Annotated in this window: 9 protein-coding genes; all 9 read right to left on the reverse strand. The window is 56.5% G+C overall.

Annotated features, from left to right (window positions below):
* Positions 1–61 precede the first annotated feature (61 nt).
* The 9 genes from K1V27_RS18790 to K1V27_RS18830 all read right to left on the reverse strand — a co-directional run bounded on the left by K1V27_RS18790 (position 62) and on the right by K1V27_RS18830 (position 17,069).
* Complete coding sequence (locus K1V27_RS18790; protein ID WP_258931589.1) at positions 62–3,100, reverse strand: FAD-dependent oxidoreductase; 3,039 nt, start codon at positions 3,098–3,100, stop codon at positions 62–64.
* Between the two features lie 23 nt (positions 3,101–3,123).
* Positions 3,124–4,560: an NADPH-dependent glutamate synthase gene (gltA, locus tag K1V27_RS18795; protein WP_258931590.1), complete on the reverse strand. Its 1,437-nt coding sequence runs from the start codon at positions 4,558–4,560 to the stop codon at positions 3,124–3,126.
* 27 nt (positions 4,561–4,587) lie between these two features.
* Positions 4,588–5,433, reverse strand: a complete 846-nt coding sequence (locus K1V27_RS18800) for a sulfide/dihydroorotate dehydrogenase-like FAD/NAD-binding protein (protein ID WP_258931591.1) — start codon at positions 5,431–5,433, stop codon at positions 4,588–4,590.
* 2 nt (positions 5,434–5,435) lie between these two features.
* Positions 5,436–8,141 (reverse strand): molybdopterin-dependent oxidoreductase, encoded by a 2,706-nt coding sequence (locus K1V27_RS18805; protein ID WP_258931592.1) that lies wholly within the window; start codon positions 8,139–8,141, stop codon positions 5,436–5,438.
* A gap of 368 nt (positions 8,142–8,509) precedes the next feature.
* Complete coding sequence (locus tag K1V27_RS18810; RefSeq protein WP_258931593.1) at positions 8,510–10,402, reverse strand: sensor histidine kinase; 1,893 nt, start codon at positions 10,400–10,402, stop codon at positions 8,510–8,512.
* 156 nt (positions 10,403–10,558) lie between these two features.
* Entirely contained in the window at positions 10,559–11,818 is a 1,260-nt protein-coding gene (locus tag K1V27_RS18815) for an ATP-binding protein (RefSeq protein WP_258931594.1), read from the reverse strand.
* A gap of 261 nt (positions 11,819–12,079) precedes the next feature.
* Positions 12,080–13,456, reverse strand: a complete 1,377-nt coding sequence (locus K1V27_RS18820) for a heterodisulfide reductase-related iron-sulfur binding cluster (RefSeq protein ID WP_258931595.1) — start codon at positions 13,454–13,456, stop codon at positions 12,080–12,082.
* Between the two features lie 280 nt (positions 13,457–13,736).
* Positions 13,737–13,886 carry a hypothetical protein gene (locus tag K1V27_RS18825; RefSeq protein WP_258931596.1) on the reverse strand — a complete coding sequence of 50 codons (150 nt, stop codon included), beginning with the start codon at positions 13,884–13,886 and terminating at the stop codon, positions 13,737–13,739.
* 3 nt (positions 13,887–13,889) lie between these two features.
* Entirely contained in the window at positions 13,890–17,069 is a 3,180-nt protein-coding gene (locus tag K1V27_RS18830) for an efflux RND transporter permease subunit (protein ID WP_258931597.1), read from the reverse strand.
* Positions 17,070–17,213: the final 144 nt, after the last annotated feature.

Here is a 17,213-nt window from a genome sequence, read left to right on the forward strand (position 1 = left end):
TGGGCAGTTATGCACCAGCGAAAACGGCTGGCGTTACTGTTCACTGCTCACCGTTCACGGATCACTGCAAGGTAAGCGCCTCATCGATCTCCGCGTAGAGCTGAAGATGGCTGAAGCCCATCAGCGTAATGGCTTCCGACGGACAGGTTGCCGCACAGGTGCCGCAGCCCTTGCAGAGCGCCTGATTCACCTCGCATTTCTGTTCCTGTTCAAGATAACTGATAGCCCCGAAGGGACAGCAATTCAGACATGCCTGGCATCCGACGCAGGCAGGCTTGTTGACAACCGCGACAACCCCGCCCGCAGTAATAGAGTCCCTCGCCAGCACCGTTCCCGCACGGCCCGCAGCCGCCTTGGCCTGGGCGATGCATTCCTCCGTTGCCTTGGGATAGTGCGCCAGCCCGGCCACAAAAACGCCCTCGGTGGCGAAATCGACGGGGCGAAGCTTCATGTGCGCTTCCAAAAAGAACCCATCGGCGCTCACTGGAACCTTGAAAAGCTTTGCCAGCTTCTGCGAATCCTTCACCACGAGAGCACCGGCAAGCGTCAGGATATCTGCGTGCAGAGCCAGCGGCCTTTGCAGCACGTGATCGAGCACGGTGACCCTGATGGTACCATCTGCTGTGAGTTCGACCTGAGGCCGACGGTCTAGATTGTAGCGAATAAAGATAACCCCTTTTGCGCGGGCTTCTTTGTAAAGGTATTCCTTGAAACCGAAGGTCCGGATGTCGCGGTAGAGGACGTAGACCTCCATGTCCGGGTTAAGTTCTTTGAGACACAGCGCGTTTTGCACCGAATGGGTGCAGCAGATCCTGCTGCAGTAGGGCCGCTCAGGTATCCTCGATGCCACACACTGAATGAATACTGCCGACCTGGCGTTGGCGATGCTCTGGCGATGCTCGTGGATTGCCCGATCCAGATCGAGGTTGAGATACACTCTGTCGCTCTGACCGTAGAGATACTCCGTCGGAATGTACGGTTCCGCTCCCGTGGCGATGATGGCCGCACCGTGATCGACCTGGTGGCGGCCGCCGTTTTCTTCCAAAACCGTGTGGAAGTTTCCGACGAAGCCGCTCACCTCTTTTACCTGGCAGCCCGTACGGACGGTGATGAGCGGGTGAGCTCCCAGCCTTCCGATGAGATCGTCCAGGTATGGTGCAACATGTTCCCCATCCCACACAGCCAGCAGCTTTCTCGCATGCCCACCTAATTTCTCGGCTCTTTCAACCAACGTGACCGGGTAGCCCTGAGCAGCCAGGGCGAGAGCCGCTTCCATACCCGCAATACCGCCGCCGATCACCAGACCGCTTTTGGTAATGTTCAACTGAAGCTCGGTAAGGGGTTGCTGGAGGCCGATCTTGGCCACGGCCATGCGCACCAGGTCTTTTGCCTTCTGCGTTGCGGCTGCGGGCTCGGATTGGTGCACCCAGGAATCCTGGTCCCGTATGTTGGCCATGTCAAAGAGGTACTTATTGAGCCCGGCTCCCCGGATGGTGTGCTGAAAGAGAGGCTCATGAGTCCGCGGGGAGCAGGAAGCGACAACGACGCGGTTGAGTCTCTTTTCCCGGATGATCTCCTTCATTTTCTCCTGAGTGTCCTGCGAGCAGGTGAAAAGGTTCTCTTCCGCGTGGACGACGTTCGGCAGAGTGGCGGCATACTCTTTCACCGCCGAAACATCCACTACCGAGCCGATGTTGATCCCGCAATGGCAGACGAAGACTCCCACACGCGGTTCGGCCATCTCCGCAAGATCCACTTCATTCACTTCCGCAGGCTTTTCGATCAGTGTGCCGCGAACCGGGGCAAGCAGCGATGCTGCCTCGGACGCCGCGGCCGACGCCTCCATTACGGAAAGAGGAATATCCTTGGGCCCCTGGAAGGCACCGCAAACAAAAATCCCGGGGCGCGACGTAGTGACCGGCGTGAAAGGCGAAGTTGCGGTAAACCCGTCTTCGTTGAGATCGATTCCCAATCTTTGGACTAGCTGAGAGGTTTCAGGAGAGATCTCGATCCCGACCGAAAGCACCACCAGATCGTATTCCTCGCTTGTAATGTCTCCGGCCTCGGTGACATATTGGATAGCGAGATTCTCCGAGCCGGGGTCCGGCACCACCGTGTGCACGCGCGAGCGAATGAAGCGTACGCCATACTCTTCCCTTGCGCGGTTGAAGTACTTCTCGAAGTCTTTGCCGGGAGTGCGCATGTCCATGAAAAAGACGGCGGTGTCGAGATCGATCTTGCTGTGCTCTTTGGCGATCACGGCTTCCTTGATGGCAGCCATGCAGCAGACGCCGGAGCAGTAGCCGTTGTCGCAATGATGGATGTCACGAGACCCGACGCATTGGAGCCAGGCAATCCGCGCGGGCTCTTTTCGGTCCGAAGGGCGCACCAGGTGCCCCTCGTAGGGACCCGTTGCAGAAAGGATTCGCTCGAACTCCATGGAAGTCACCACGTTGGGGTGACGCGCATAGCCGTAGGTGTCGTAGACCGCAGGGTCAAACGGCTCAAAGCCTGGAGCCAGAATGATGCTTCCCACCGAAAGAGTGAGGTCCCGGTCCCGATCTTCGAACTTTATGGCCTTTGCCGGGCAAAACTTCTCGCACGCACGGCACTTTCCCTTCTGAAAGTAGATGCAGTGGTCTCGATCGATGGCATATTTCAGGGGGACCGCCTGCGGGTACTTGACGAATATTGCCTTGCGCATGCCGAGCTTCCGGTTGTACTCGTCGGGCACCTTCTTTGGGCATTTTTCGGCACAGGTACCGCAGGCGATGCATTTTTCCATATCGACGTAGCGAGCCCGGCAACGCAGTTTGACCTCGAAATCCCCAGCTTCCCCCGAAGCATCCAGCACATCGGTCAAGGTATGGATATGAACGTTTGGATGTCGCCCGCACTCTACGAGCTTTGGCGAGAGGATGCACATGGAGCAGTCGTTGGTTGGAAATGTCTTATCCAAGGCGCTCATGGCGCCGCCGATGGCTTCGGACTTTTCCACCAGATGCACCAGGTAGTTACTTTCGGCCAGATCGAGGGCCGCCTGCACGCCGGCGATTCCGCCACCGACCACCATGACCGAGCCAATGATTTGTTTCGGCATATTTCTTCCCTCTCTCCTGTCTTCTACTGCAAAAATTCATGCATGGCGATCCCCGCGCGTCTCCCTTCACCCATGGCGCTGATTACGGTCGCTCCTCCAGATACTATGTCTCCACCCGCCCAGACGCGAGCCTTGGATGTCTTTCCGCGCTCGTTTATCGTTACCGTCCCTTTGCGGCTTGTCTCCAAGTCAGGAGTGGTGGAGGCAATAAGCGGGTTGGGTGAAGTGCCGAGCGAAACCACGACCGTATCTACATCCATGACGAACTCGCTTCCGGGCATGGGCGAAGGTCTCCGGCGACCGCTTGCATCCGGCTCTCCCAGTTGCATGCGAACCAGCTCCATTGCCGCAACGTTGTTGCGCCCATCGCTCAAAAGGGCAGTGGGCGCGCATAGAAAGAAGAAGCGAATGCCTTCCGCTTCAGCGTTTTCCACCTCCTCATGGCGAGCGGGCATCTCCTGGCGGGAGCGTCTGTAGATGACGTCAACTTCCCGGGCGCCCAGCCGCAGGGCACAGCGGGCCGCATCCATGGCCACGTTTCCGCCCCCGATCACCGCCACGCGCTTGCCCATCTTAATCGGTGTGGCATAGTCAGGGTAGAGATACGCTTTCATGAGGTTGGTGCGTGTCAGAAATTCGTTTGCCGAGTAGACCATGTTGAGGTTTTCCCCCGGGATGTTCAAAAACATGGGGAGCCCGGCTCCCGTTGCCAGGTAGACTGCATCGAAACGGCCGTTGAGCAGTTCGTCCAGACTGTAGTTTATACCGATCACCGTATCGAGCAGCAACTCGACGCCCAGCGACTGGACATAGCGCACTTCCCGCTGAACGATTTCCTTGGGCAGCCTGAATTCCGGAATTCCGTACATGAGCACGCCCCCTCCGACGTGCAACGCTTCGAAAATGGTCACGGCATGCCCGTTGATGGCAAGATCGGCTGCGGCGGTAAGGCCCGAAGGACCCGAGCCGACAATCGCCACGCGCTTGCCCGTGGGATGAGCCAGCTCCGGTATGCTCGATTTTCCCTCCGTTCGCTCCCAGTCGGCGAGAAAGCGCTCAATGCGCCCGATAGCTACGGGAGCGCCTTTTTTGTCCAACGTACAGGCCGCCTCGCACTGAAGCTCCTGGGGACACACGCGGCCGCAAATCCCTGGAAGAGAGGTCTTACTCTTCAGGACGCGCAAGGCGAGTTCCAGCTCTTCGCGTCGGAGGGCCTCAATGAAGTCCGGAATGTCGATATTGACGGGGCACCCTTGTTGGCACGGGCGCTTTTTGCACTGGATACAGCGTCCAGCCTCCTCGATGGCCATCTCGTACGTGTAGCCAAGGGCCACCTCCTCGAAATTGTGCCTTCGTACTTCCGCAGCCTGCTTCGGCATTTCGACCCGGTTCAGGTTGATCTTGGCTTTCTTGCCCGTGCCTTTTTCGGAACCATGCCCGATCTGTTTGCTTTCACTCATGTTTCGACTCTCTTCACTGCTCACTGCTCACCACTGCGAGCAGCCGCGGCATTGAAATCCTTGCTGCAGGATGCTTTGATCGGCATACGTGCAGCGCCTCGCCATCAGCACCTCCCAACCGTCTATCTGGTGCCCGTCAAGCTCGGGACCGTGTACGCAGGCAAAGCGATTCGCGCCCCGCACGCTGAGTCGACAGGCACCGCACATTCCTGTCCCATCCACCATGAGGGGAGTGAGGTGCACCATCGTTTTGATTCCCAGAGGGCGGGTCATTTCGCAGATGATCCGCATGAGGCAGAGCGAGCCCATGCACACGACTCGGTCGACAGCTCGCTGCCGATGCCGATCAAGCATCTTTCTCAGCATGAATGTCGCCGTCTGGTGCATGCTATCGCCACCATCTCCCAGAGCCAAAAAGACCTCATCGCTCACAGCTTCCAGCTCCGATTCACCGAATAGCCGCTGCCGGTCCGGCGCCTGGTGGATGACGCTTATGCGGTTCCCCTTCTCTCTCAACGCCCGCAGAATGGGCACCATGGCGGCAGCTCCGTAGCCGCTCACGACCGCAACCACGTGGCCGTAATGATCGATCTCCGCCGGGCGTCCGAGAGGTCCGACGAAATGGGCCAGAGCGTCTCCGGGGCGTAAATTAGCAAGCTGCTTTGTGGTGTTGCCTACTTGGATAAAGACGAAATCGACCGTTCCGGATTCGATGTTCCATCCGCTGATGGTGAAGGGGACCCGCTCTCCCTTCTCATCGACAATCAGGATGACAAACTGGCCGGGCCGCGCTTTTTGTGCCACAAGAGGCGCTTCGATGCTCAGCCGATGAACCTTCGGAACCAATTCTTGGTGTGCAACAATGGGAAACATGGCTATCCTTTCTCCAATCTGGCAAAGCATACGCTTCTGTCGAGATCGACCGATCCGGAAGAGCTTCGGTACACATCGGCAGAAACGGCCACCATCTTCGAAGGAAGGAGGCGACTGATCACAACTCGGCCTGCGAATTCCCCATTTCGGTGAATCACCCGCACCTTTTCCCCCTCCTTCAAGCCCATTTCGATCAGGTCCTGTGCATTCAAGGAGATTCCCGGGAGAGGATTCAGCAATGCGACAGATTCGGGGGAGAGCAGAGGGCCGAAGACATTGGGTTTCAGCCTTTCCCAAGAAGTCACTGCAAAGGGATACTCAGCCTCCCATCCACTTCGCGATGGTTTCCGGATGCTAAGTTGTGGGGCCTTCCACTTTGGCTGGGAATTGCCAATGATACACGTTGCATCGAGCTTGGGGCCAAGACAGGGCCACTCACGGGGGCTCTTGCGTATTTGTTCAGTGGTCGAACCCTGGTAGGCTCGATAGAATGGAACGAGGCGGCGGATTTCAGCAAACACCTGCTCGACGTCCTCGTAGCGAAAGCCCGCTGCACCCATTCTTTCTGCGAGTGCCGAGAGGACCCATTGAACGGACTGGGCCTGTCCTGGTGCGGTAAGTACCGGAGATACCATCTGGATTTTTCTCTCGCTGTTGGTCATGGTGCCGCTCTTTTCGAGAAGAGACGCCAGGGGAAACACGACATCGGCCCCGAGGCCGTCAGGGGGAGCGTAAGTGTCTTGGATGACGACGAAATCCAGACCTTCCACATACGGCCGCAGTGTATCAATCATGCTTCGGTTAAGGTTTTCCTGAACCACGTAAAGGGCTTTGATCTTTCCGCGTGCAAGCTCCTCAATGACACTTTCCGCCAAGGGAAGATCGAGATCGCTCTCCCAGGCGTCGGAGAACCGCTTGCGCCGTGCTGCATCCGACCAGCTTGTGTGGCCTGGAAGGAGGTAGTGTGCCATGCCCATATCCCACGCTCCCTGGATGTTTCCGTTTCCGTCAGCAAGAGCGATTCCGCCTCCCGGCTGTCCGAAGCTCCCTTTTATATGCTGCAGAGTGACCAACGCTCGAAGGAGTGCATCAGCCAAGGGCGAATCCATGACGCCGGGTCCAACCAGAATGGCGACCTTTTTGCTTTGTGCGAGGATGGCAAGGGCATCGTTCAGGATTTCCTTCGGGATTCCGCTTCCTTGGTGGGCCGCATCCAAGTCAAAACCGGTCAGACTTCCTCTCAGCTTCTCGATTTCAGCAGAATGGTCTTGCGCAAATATGCAATCGATTCCACCTCGGTCCATCAGCGTGTGCAGAAACGAAAGGACAAGGAGAGGCTCGGTTCCCGGGGGCGCCGGCAGATGTACGTCCGCGAAGCGGGAGGAAGGGTTGACGCAGGGATTCATAACAATTAGCCGGGCGCCGCTCAAGCATGCCTCCCGCAGGCGCACTCCCAGGATGGGATGAGTTGCTGCGGGGTTGAAGCCAATTGCAAGCATACACTCGGCCTGTTTGAGATCCTTGACACTGTTGGTGCTCAATGCCATCACACCAAGCTCTTCAAATAGCACCTGAGCAGCCAGATCGTGTCCCGGTGGGCCGAGGCATCCAATGGCGTTGGTTCTCAGTGCAAGACGGGCGAATTTCTGGAACAGATAGAGCTCTTCGTTCGTCAGGCGGCCGTCCGTCAAAACGGCCACCTCGCCAGGGGCGTACTTGTTGAAACGATCGGCCACAAGTCCAAGGGCCTCGCCCCATGTTGTTTCGACCAATGCGCCGTTTTCCTTCATCAGCGGGAGCTTCAGGCGTTCAGGTCGCATTGGGTGGCGCTTCAGCAAAAAGCGCCCCTGCACGCAAGCCTGCCCCTGGTTTGATGGCCCGTTGAGGTCTGGTCGTGCCCGGATGATCTCGTTACCGTCATTAACTTCGAAAGTAAACCGGCACCCGGCACTGCAGACCGGACAAATCGAGGTAACCCTCCGGTGAGGGCGCTCCTTCAAATACAGGCTCATCACAATATCGGTGAGGGCCGCGCATATTCCATCCATATGTCCGCGAGGCTCTCCATTGAAAAGCTCCATATTCTCGTGCAGCGCTCCCGTAGGGCATATGTCGACACATGCTCCGCAGAACTGACAACCCACCTCTTCAAGCGGCCCGTCGAACGGTGTTCCCACTTCCTGTCGACCGTCTATTTCGCGAAATACGATGGCTTTCGCCCCGCGTACCTCGTGACACATCCGTACGCACCGGCCGCAGCGTACACAGAGACTGTAGTCGCGTTCAAAATAGGGCCCTCCGGCTTGTACCGGCGGACGCTTTGCCGCTGGTAGCGTGTAGGGAAAATCAATTCCTATGGCCAAAACGAGATGCTGCAGTTCACATCTACCGTTCCTTGCGCAGGCCAGACATTCTCGCGGATGCTCCTGAAGAATTAGCCGCAGCAGTTCCCGCCGAAAGTCGACAACTTTTGGTGTTTGCGTGTATACCCTCATGCCTTCGGCAACAGGCGTGGTGCACGCGGAGGGAAGGCCCCGGTAGCCGTCGATTTCAACGGCGCACAGTCGGCACGATCCACCGGGCTTAAGCTCGGGATGATAGCAGAGGCTGGGGATAGTAACACCCAATGTGTGGGCGGCTTGCAGAACGGTCTTGTCCGCTTCTGTCCTGGTTTCCAGGTTGTCTATCCATAATCGAATTTCGCTCATAACACGCTCAGTCCTTTTTGCATATCCTTAATCCCGCGATTTTCTTAGATCCAGGAGCTCAACCGTCATTGCGGCGAACGCCTGAAACAGCAATGATCCACTACCCCTTAGTTGACGGTGCTTGTCCTGGCCCCGATCCGTGTCTCTGCTGCATGGCGGGTATGCAGCGATCAACTTGCTAAATTTGACTATATATACACGAGTTGGTTGACAATGTCAACCAATGTCCATCGCCCAGCGGGTGGCAAAAGAGCAGGCGAATCGTTGGGACATAATGGATAACATCTCGTTTTTTTCTTACTTGTTGCTTCTGCCTCTTCCATCTGTTGCCTTTCTGTTGGTTTCTCGCCCAACTGCTTGCCGGAGACTCAGTCGAGTGTTTTGGAGATTGACACAAAGAACATCGTGCCTTCATCCGAGGTCGATTCGACCCACACGCGGCCGCCGTGCCGTTCGGCAGCTTCTTTGACGCCGGCGAGCCCAAGGCCCAGGCCTTCGACTCTTTTGTCCCTCGAGTTGCGTTGGAAGAGTCCGAAGATCTTTTCGAAATCATCGCACTTGATCCCAGCCCCGTTGTCTCGTACCGAGAAAATATGGGCCTCATCCGATTCATCGTAGCCCAACCGGATCATGCTCAGGGTTTCACCCCCATACTTGAGGGCATTGTCCACCAGGTTGCGAAAGATCCGTATGAGCGACAGGCGATCGGCTCGGATTTGCTCGGAAGCGGCCGATTCAATCCAGAGGATGCCGCGCTGTTCGACCCGTTGTGAAAACTCATCGCGGACAGCCGCAAATATTTCTTCGACTTCGAGAGGAGAGATATCCAGCACGGCCTCCTTGGCGGCAATGTAGCCGTTGATCTTTTCCACCAGGGCTCCCAGCTGTTCGGAGGCCCGCAGGATCTGCTCGCAGTAAGTCCTGCCCTTTTCATCGATGAGATCGCCGTATTGTTTGCGCAGCAGACGAGCGAGGCCATAAATTCCGATTGCAGGACTTTTGAGATCATGACAGATGAGGTAGGCAAACAACTTGATTTTTTCCGTGCTCTCTTGCAAGGCTTGTTCGGCCTTCTCCCGCTCGGCGATCTCCTGTTGCAGTTGCTCATTTTTGGCCGAAAGCTCGGCGGTGCGATCCTCAACCTTTCTTTCAAGCTCCTCATAAGAACCGCGCAGAGCGCTTTCCGCTTCTTTACGGCGCATGATGTTGCGCGCGATCATGGAGGCGCCGACGACATTTCCCTTCAGGTCCTTGAGCGGAGAGACAATCAACGAGACATCGATGCGGCGGCCGTCTTTCCGCATGTGCACCGTTTCATAGTGATCCCTGGTTTCTCCATTGCTCACCTCGTCCAGACTTTGTAGCATGGTCCCCCAGTGCTCGGCCGGGATAAGAGTCAGGATGCAGTCACCCACCATTTCTTCCTCACTGTAGCCGTAAACGTTTGCAGCTCCTGAATTCCAGCTCAGGATTTCGCCTTCCAGGTTCATGGAAATGATGGCCGCATCGGAAGATTCGACCAGAGAGGCCAGCTGCAGCGCTTTTTGTTCCGTCCGCTTCTGTTCGGTCCGGTCGTTGTGGACCAGAACAACTTCGCTTGACGGCAGTCGATACACGGAATACTCGTGCCACCTGGTCACGCGCCCATCCTGCTCGAAAGCATCCAGCCAGGTCTCTGCCTGCCCCGTTCGCCATACCCGCTGCAGAACCTCCAACAGATCCGAACCGCGCATGCGGGGGAAAACTTCCAGGACGTTCTTGCCTCTATGATTTTGGCGATTGACCCCATCGATCTGTTCAGCCGCCTGGTTGCAGTCAATTAGAATGAAGTCTTCTTCACCCTGCCCCAAAGGTCGGCATACCGCTACGCCGTCACTCATGTGTTCGAACACCAGACGATAGCGGGCTTCGCTTTCCTTCTGTTTTCGTTCGGCCTTTTCGACCCTTCCTGAGAGCAGCGCAACAATCGAAGCGGTGAGCACCAACACCAAAGTCCGCAGGAGATCATCATTGCTCATAGCTTCTTGGGGCCAGCAGCAGTAGCGGCTAAAGAGCATGTAGCCCGCCAGCAAAAGAGGAACCAGCAACCCTTTTCGTTTCCACCAGAAGGCGGAGAGCACTACCGGGATGTAGAAAAGGTGGGTAAACAGAGTGCTCGACCTTAAGACCACATGGAAATAATAGGTCAGTGCCAGGCAGCCCAGCGTCAGCAGGCTGACAATGGCGATTTTGAGAATGTTTTTTGTACTTGAGGCTTGCATAAATCCTTTCTGCGTTTCCACGCTTGAGCGTGGAAACCAGATGAAAACGCCGGGACCTTTTGTCCGCAAAACCCTGGTGGGTACAACCGAGCATGAAAACGGCTCTTTTTCTGCTTAGCGCTCACCGCTCACTGCTCACTGTTCACTGTTCACCGCTCACTGCCCCAGGTCCTTGGCTACGGCCACGTAAAAGGTAACTCCTCCGGATGCACGCTCCTTGAGCCACACTTTCCCGCCGTGTCTGGCGGCGACCTCTTTCACGATGGCCAGCCCCAAACCGGTGCCCTCCGTTCCCTGGGAAGTCTTCTCCCGCTGGAACGGTTTGAATAACTTCTTCATATCCTCATCGGCCAATCCCACCCCGTCATCCATGACCGAGAGGATATGAAAGCTTTCATCTTCTCCGTAGCCGATCTCGATCCGGCTAAGTTTCTCTCCCCCGTACTTGACGGCATTTTCGACCAGATTTCTAAGAATTCGCTTGATGCCCAGTTCATCCGCGGTAATTTCGGGCAGCGCTTCCGGCTCGGACCATGAGATGCTACGCTGATCCAGTTTGGCTGCGAATTCTTCCCGGATGGAGCCGATCAGCTGCTTCATGTTGATACGGACGAGATGCAAGGGACTTTCCTTCGACTGCACATAGCCGTTGATGCCGTCGATCAGCGCCACCACCTGCTCGGCGGCTTTGAGGATTTGGTCGCAATAACGCCTCCCTCGTTCATCCAATACGTCAATATACTGTTTCTTCAACAAATTTGTGAGGCCGTACAGCGCGATGGTTGGACTCTTCAGATCGTGGGATGCAGTGTAAGTGAAAAATTCGATGGTCTCTTTTTTGTGTTTTATCTCCTCCAGGCTCTTTTCCATATTTTCGCACAGTTCGGCACGGTTCACAGCGACGGCGACCGCACTGCCGATAGCGACCAACACATCGATCTTTTCTCTGGTGAGGCGGATTTTTCGGTCCGTTCCCAAATTGATGACTCCAATCACCTCGTTGCCAAGCAGCAGGGGAACGCAAACGATGGTTTTGATTCCCTTACTCAGCAACAGCTTTTTTCGATCTTCATTCCCTAGATCAGTAACTTTTTGGGCAATAAAGGAACGCGTGCCAGCCGCCCGGCCCGTGAAGCCTTCAGAAATTTTGACGACCTCCAACCCGGTCGGATCAATTCCCCTGGAGCTCACCAAGGTAAACAATTGCCTATCCTTATCCAGCAAATACACCCGCCCGGCTTTGAACTGGAAATGCTTAAAAACTTTGGCTAGTGCTCCATCAAAGACCTCTTTAACTGTCTGACAGGTTGCAAACAGGTTGTTCATCTCTATCAAGATGGAGACGTTCTTATTACGCCTCCGCAACTGAGCCTGGCTTAATCCAATGGTGATTTGCTCTGTGTTTGCAGCGGCCATCAGCAACCTCTTTTCTATCGGTTGATTGTGGATTAGCGGTGGTTGAGTTAGTTCCAGTCTATCGGGATTCATGTATTCCGTTCATGCTGCGGCCTGTTCTGAGGTACCCAAGGGTTTCGAAGCATGAGTTCCAGCATCCGCCCATCGATACCTCACTCAAGAACGGCCTTAATTAACGGTATTTTTCCAGCTGACCACCATGACCGCGACGGGTGCAGCAAAGCACGAAAGCCGGCTTTCTTTCTCTCTTCTGCTCACTGCTCACCGCTCACTGCTCACTGATTCCCAAATAATCTCAATGGGATGAACCACTCGATACGGAACCATCTGGTTGAATTGTATGCGGCAGCTCAAACAGTCGCTCACCAGTCTTTCCGGATCCATTTCTCTAATCTTATCCATCAGCCGGCTGCCCATCTCAATTGAGACTGCGTGAAAATCGCGCTTGAACCCCATAATGCCGGCGATGCCGCAGCAATAAAACGACCCCTCGATGGTTGCCAAATCGATCTCCGGGATCAGGCGGAGGAGCTCGACATAGGGCTGCCCGATTTTTTGCTCGCGCATATGGCATGGCGGATAATAGGCCATGCGTCCATTGATCGGCCCAAAGCGGGTGTCGAGAGCTCCGGTACGGTGCAGATTGAGCAGGTATTCTCCCAGGTCGTAGGTATGGGCTGCAATGGCGATCCGATGGCGAGCGCTGATGGCGGCAAAATAGCCCTCATCCTTGAGCAGCCCTTCGATGGGCTTTTTGGCGGTGGAAGGTTCGCCGGCGCCCTTGTGCACGGTAGCCTGCGGGCCCTGAGAAACTGTTCCGAGACGATCGGCGTGCCGACCCGTATCCGGAGCATTGGCGGCACCCTCGGCCATCACCTGCTTCAGCATATAGCCGCAGGTCGGGCAGGAGCAGACAATGTCGTAGCCGGCCTCCACCGCTGCAATCAAATGTCCAACGTTGAACTTCACAAATTCAAAGGTGAGATCGCCGTCCCCTTCGAGCAGGCTCGGCATGCCGCAGCATTTCTGCTCCGAGTAATAGACCTCGATGCCGTTTTGGCGCAGCACCTCGACGGCGGCTTTGGGCACTTGAGGAAACAGGTATTGGCCGGTACAGCCCGCAAAGAATGCTACTCTTTTCTCGCCTTTTGCCCGCATGACATCAAGCCCCTGCTGTTTGGCCCAGACCGGGAAGCTTTCCAGCGGAAACTCCGGCACCTTTCTTTGCGGGTGTATGCCGGCCAGCTTCTTCACTAACTCACCGCTGCCTTTGCTCTGCAAGAGTCTGTTGGTAAGTCGGGGATAGGCGCCGCAAACTCGCGCGACCCGTTCAACATCTTCCAGAAAACGAATGGAGGGCTTCAGCCCGTCACGGCTGACAAAGGCATGCTTGGCCTTCATGATGTCCGAGCGAATGTTGGGACAGGGGCATAGACCACAGAAATTGCACAGCTCTATCAAATGCTTCAGTTCTTCGTCAGTGACTTTGCCCCTTCGGTCCACTTCTTTATCATACAGTCGATATAATTCTGGAAACACCAGACAGGAGGTGTCCTCCATGAGATATCGGCAGATGTCGCAATCGGCGCAATCGTCAAGAAATTTGCGCGCCATTTTTTCAGGATCTTTGCTGAGCATATTTCATCTCGCACTTATAACAATCATTGTGGGTCAAAATTCGCAGGCCTGGCTCTTTCGATGAATTCTAAGAACTCAAGGAAAAATCGGTCATGTCTCTTCCCCCTGAGCAAAGTGTACATTCTAAATGTACATATAGCGAAACAATGCAGCGACCCGGTTGATTGGTTTCTTCCGGAATATCAGTCACTCTGTCAATGAATGCAGGTGAAACACCGCTGTCTCAACGGCTAAAGCGGTCCTGCTGGCGAGGCCCGTAACTGGCCTCGAAGACCGGCACTCAGTGGGGCTGCAGGCATTTTTTGACCTGCTTCGCCAGGCGCTCCTTGATAAAATTGAGGGCGCGCCCGGCATCGTCGTCCAGATCGATGGCCAGGATCTCCTGTACATCGGCAATATCCAGTTCGATGTTCACTTTCTTCAGATTCATGGTTCAACTCCTGTGCCTCAGTCTGTTCCACCCTTCTTTGGAGTCATCCAAAAGGGAATAGAGCACCGGGGTGACCACCAGCGTCATCACGGTGCCTGCCAAAAGACCGAAGCCGGCTGCGGCCCCCAGCGGAGACATCCGTTCCAGTCCGACGGCGGTTTCCAGGATGATCGGCAGCATGCCCACCACGGTTGAAATGGTGGTCATGAGCACTGGCCGCATGCGCAAGCGCACCGCCTGTTCCAGCGCTTCCTGCCGCTCCATGCCGCCTTCCCGCGCCTGTTTGATGAAATCGATCAAGAAGATGGAATTGTTGATGACGATCCCCGCCAGCAGCACGATTCCCATCATGGCCGGCATACACATGGGCTTGCCCAGCAGCAGTAGTCCCCAGAGCGATCCGATGAGGGCCAAAGGGATGGCTACGAGCACCGGGACAGGCAGGAGAAACGAGCGAAAGGTGCCGACCAGAAGCACGATCAGCAGCATTGAGCCCAAGGCCATCGCCCCCATCATGCGGCTCATACTCTCTTTCATTTCCGCGGCGGTGCCGCTCATGCGCATGCCGTAGCCGCCGGGGAAGGCAACCTGCTGGGTGCGCTCACCAATCTCCGCCAAAACCTGTGAGATCCGCACCGTGCGATTGTATCCGGTGAGGTCGATGGTGTTTTCAAGGTTCTCCCGGCTGATGACCGTCTGGCTTTGCGCTCGTTCAACGGTTGCCAGAGTCCGCAACGGCACAGCGCCCTTAGGCGTGTAAATATCCAGCTCGGAAAGCCTTTCCGGAGTCGCTACCCATTCATCGCCGTAGGCGAGCTGAATAGGGATGTCCAGAAAGCCGCTCAAACGAAAGCCGGAAACCGGCAAGCCGCCGACGGCCAAGCGCAGCTGGTCGGCCAAAGTTTGTGGGTCGGTTTCATAGAGTCTCGCCGTGCGGGGTGAAACCCGGACCTGCACCTCTTCCTTGTCAAGCCACCAACTGGGAGTGAAATCCAGCAGCCCGCGAGTCCCCGTAAGCGCATCTTGCAGTTCCAGGGCCAGTCGATCCAGCACCACCGAATCCCTGCCGGTCAAAATGATATCGATGGGCGCGCGCGAAGTGGACATGGGAGTTGCCCCATACTCATATATTTGCAGCGAGCGCAGCTCCGGCATTTCTTCAATGCGCTCGCGCCAGTGATCGGCAATTTGCCAGATGGATCGCTCGCGCCGGTCCCGGGTGGTGAGATTGATGGTGAGCAAGCCCTTTTGGGCGGTCTGGCCGCCGGCCCCGAAGGAGACCTGGCCGGGCTCCGAGCCGACCACGGAGGAAATCATCAATACATTGGGCTCCTCCAGCACCACCTTCTCGATTTCCGTCAGCGCCCGGTCAAGGTCCTGGATGAGCGCGTCCGGCGGCAGCTCGAAAACGATATTGACGATCCCGGTATCCATGGGCGGCATCAGTTCTCGGCCAATGACCGGCATGACGGCGCCCACCGTCGCTATCAGCAGACCGAACGCCGCGCCCACCGTCAGCAAACGGTGACGCATGCCTTTGCGCAACAGCGCCACATAGCCTTCCGCCAGCCGGGCAAGGAGGTCTTTGACCAGCTGCGATGCTCGCACTCCCCGGCGCAACAGCCAGATGTGAACGACCGCAACAAACTTGCGAGCTCCCCTAAGGGGTGGACATTCACCGGTTGGACGCCTCTGGGCAGTCGCTTCAAGCAACCGGACGGCGATGGGCGGAATCACCAGCACGGCGGCCAGCAGGGAGCCGAGCAGGGCAAGAGTCACCGTCAGGGTGAACTGGCGCATGACCTTTTCCACGTAGCCGCCGGCAAACATGATGGGAATGAGCATGGCGACGGTGGTGAGCATCCCGGCGGTGATGGAGGTGAGAATCTCGCCCACCGCCTTTTCCACTGTTTCCCGCGGGTTTTTCTGCGCAATGGCCCAATGGCGGTTGATATTTTCCACCACCACCACAGTGGCATCCACCACCATTCCGGTAGCGATGATGAGACCCGACAGGGTGACCACATTGAGGGTGTAGCCCGTAAAGCCGAGGGCCGCCAGGCAGAACAGGAAAGAGAGGGGAATACTGACCAAGGCCAGCATCGAAGAGCGCAGGTCGGTGAGGAACAAAAAGATGATGAGCACCGTGAGCACAATGGCGCTGTAAAGGGAGGCGCGCATGCCGGCGGTGTTTCTCTCAATCAGCGGCTCCTGATCGTTGGTGATGGTGAAGTCGATATCGCTCCACATGGCGGCCATGAGGGGCAGTGCCTGTTTGACCGAATGGATGGCTTGGATGGTGTTGCCGCCCTCGGGGCGCAGTACGTTGACGCCGATGGCCGGCCGGCCGTTGCCGTGATAGAGGCTCCTGAGCTCCTCTATGCCGAGCTCCACCCGGGCTACGTCTTCCAGCCGCAGGTAGGCATCGGCACTGCGTTTGACTATCAGGTTTTCAACGTCCCGAAGGTCTTTGAATTCTCCGACGGTCTTCACCAGGGCTTCCCCTTGCACTCCTTCCATTAGTCCAGCCGGGGTTGTGATATTCTGCGCCTTGATCGCCGCGGCGATTTCCATGGGGGTCAACTGGAAGGCCCTCAAGCGATCCCGATCCAGCCAGATGTTGATCTGCGGCTGATTGCCGCCGAAGGTATCCACATCCGCCACACCGGGAAGGTTCAGGAGATAATCGGTTATATCGTTGTCGGCCAGCAGGCGAACCTGGGCGAGGGTGAGGGCAGAGTCTTTTTTAGGGGCAAGCGCCAGGGTCAGGACCGGGCGGGTGGCATCGGTAATGCGATAGATGCGCGGCTCCAGAATGTCTGCCGGAAGGTCTGCGCGGATTTTGGAAATGGCGTTTTGTACATCCACCACAGCTTCGCCGATGGGCTTTTCATAGACAAATTCCGCGTTGACTGAGGAAACCTCATCGCGGGAGGTGGAGGTGAGCTTTTTCAGCCCGGAAAGGGTGGCGATCTCTTTTTCGATCACTTCGGTGATGCGGCGGGCGACGTCCACCGCCGGGGCGCCCGGTTCAACAGTGACCACCGCCACCTGCGGCGGATTGGTGTCGGGGAAGTATTCCACCGGCATCAGGAAAAATGCCCGCAGCCCCAAGACCGTCACCAGCAGGGCGCCGACCAGCACCAGCCATGGATTATCCAGAGCGAAACGGTGGGGCTTCATGGTTGATACTCGAGGCTGAAAGCTGGAGGTAAGATGCTCGAAGCAAGATGCGAGAGGCTGGAGGCAAGAAGGAAGAAGAATATGTGACGATGGAATTGGGATTCACAGCGCCTGCCTTCGTCGTTCCCACTTGCTGCAAAGCTG

This window comes from Desulfoferrobacter suflitae (assembly GCF_022603395.1).
Taxonomy (GTDB): Bacteria; Desulfobacterota; Syntrophobacteria; order Syntrophobacterales; family Syntrophobacteraceae; genus Desulfoferrobacter; species Desulfoferrobacter suflitae.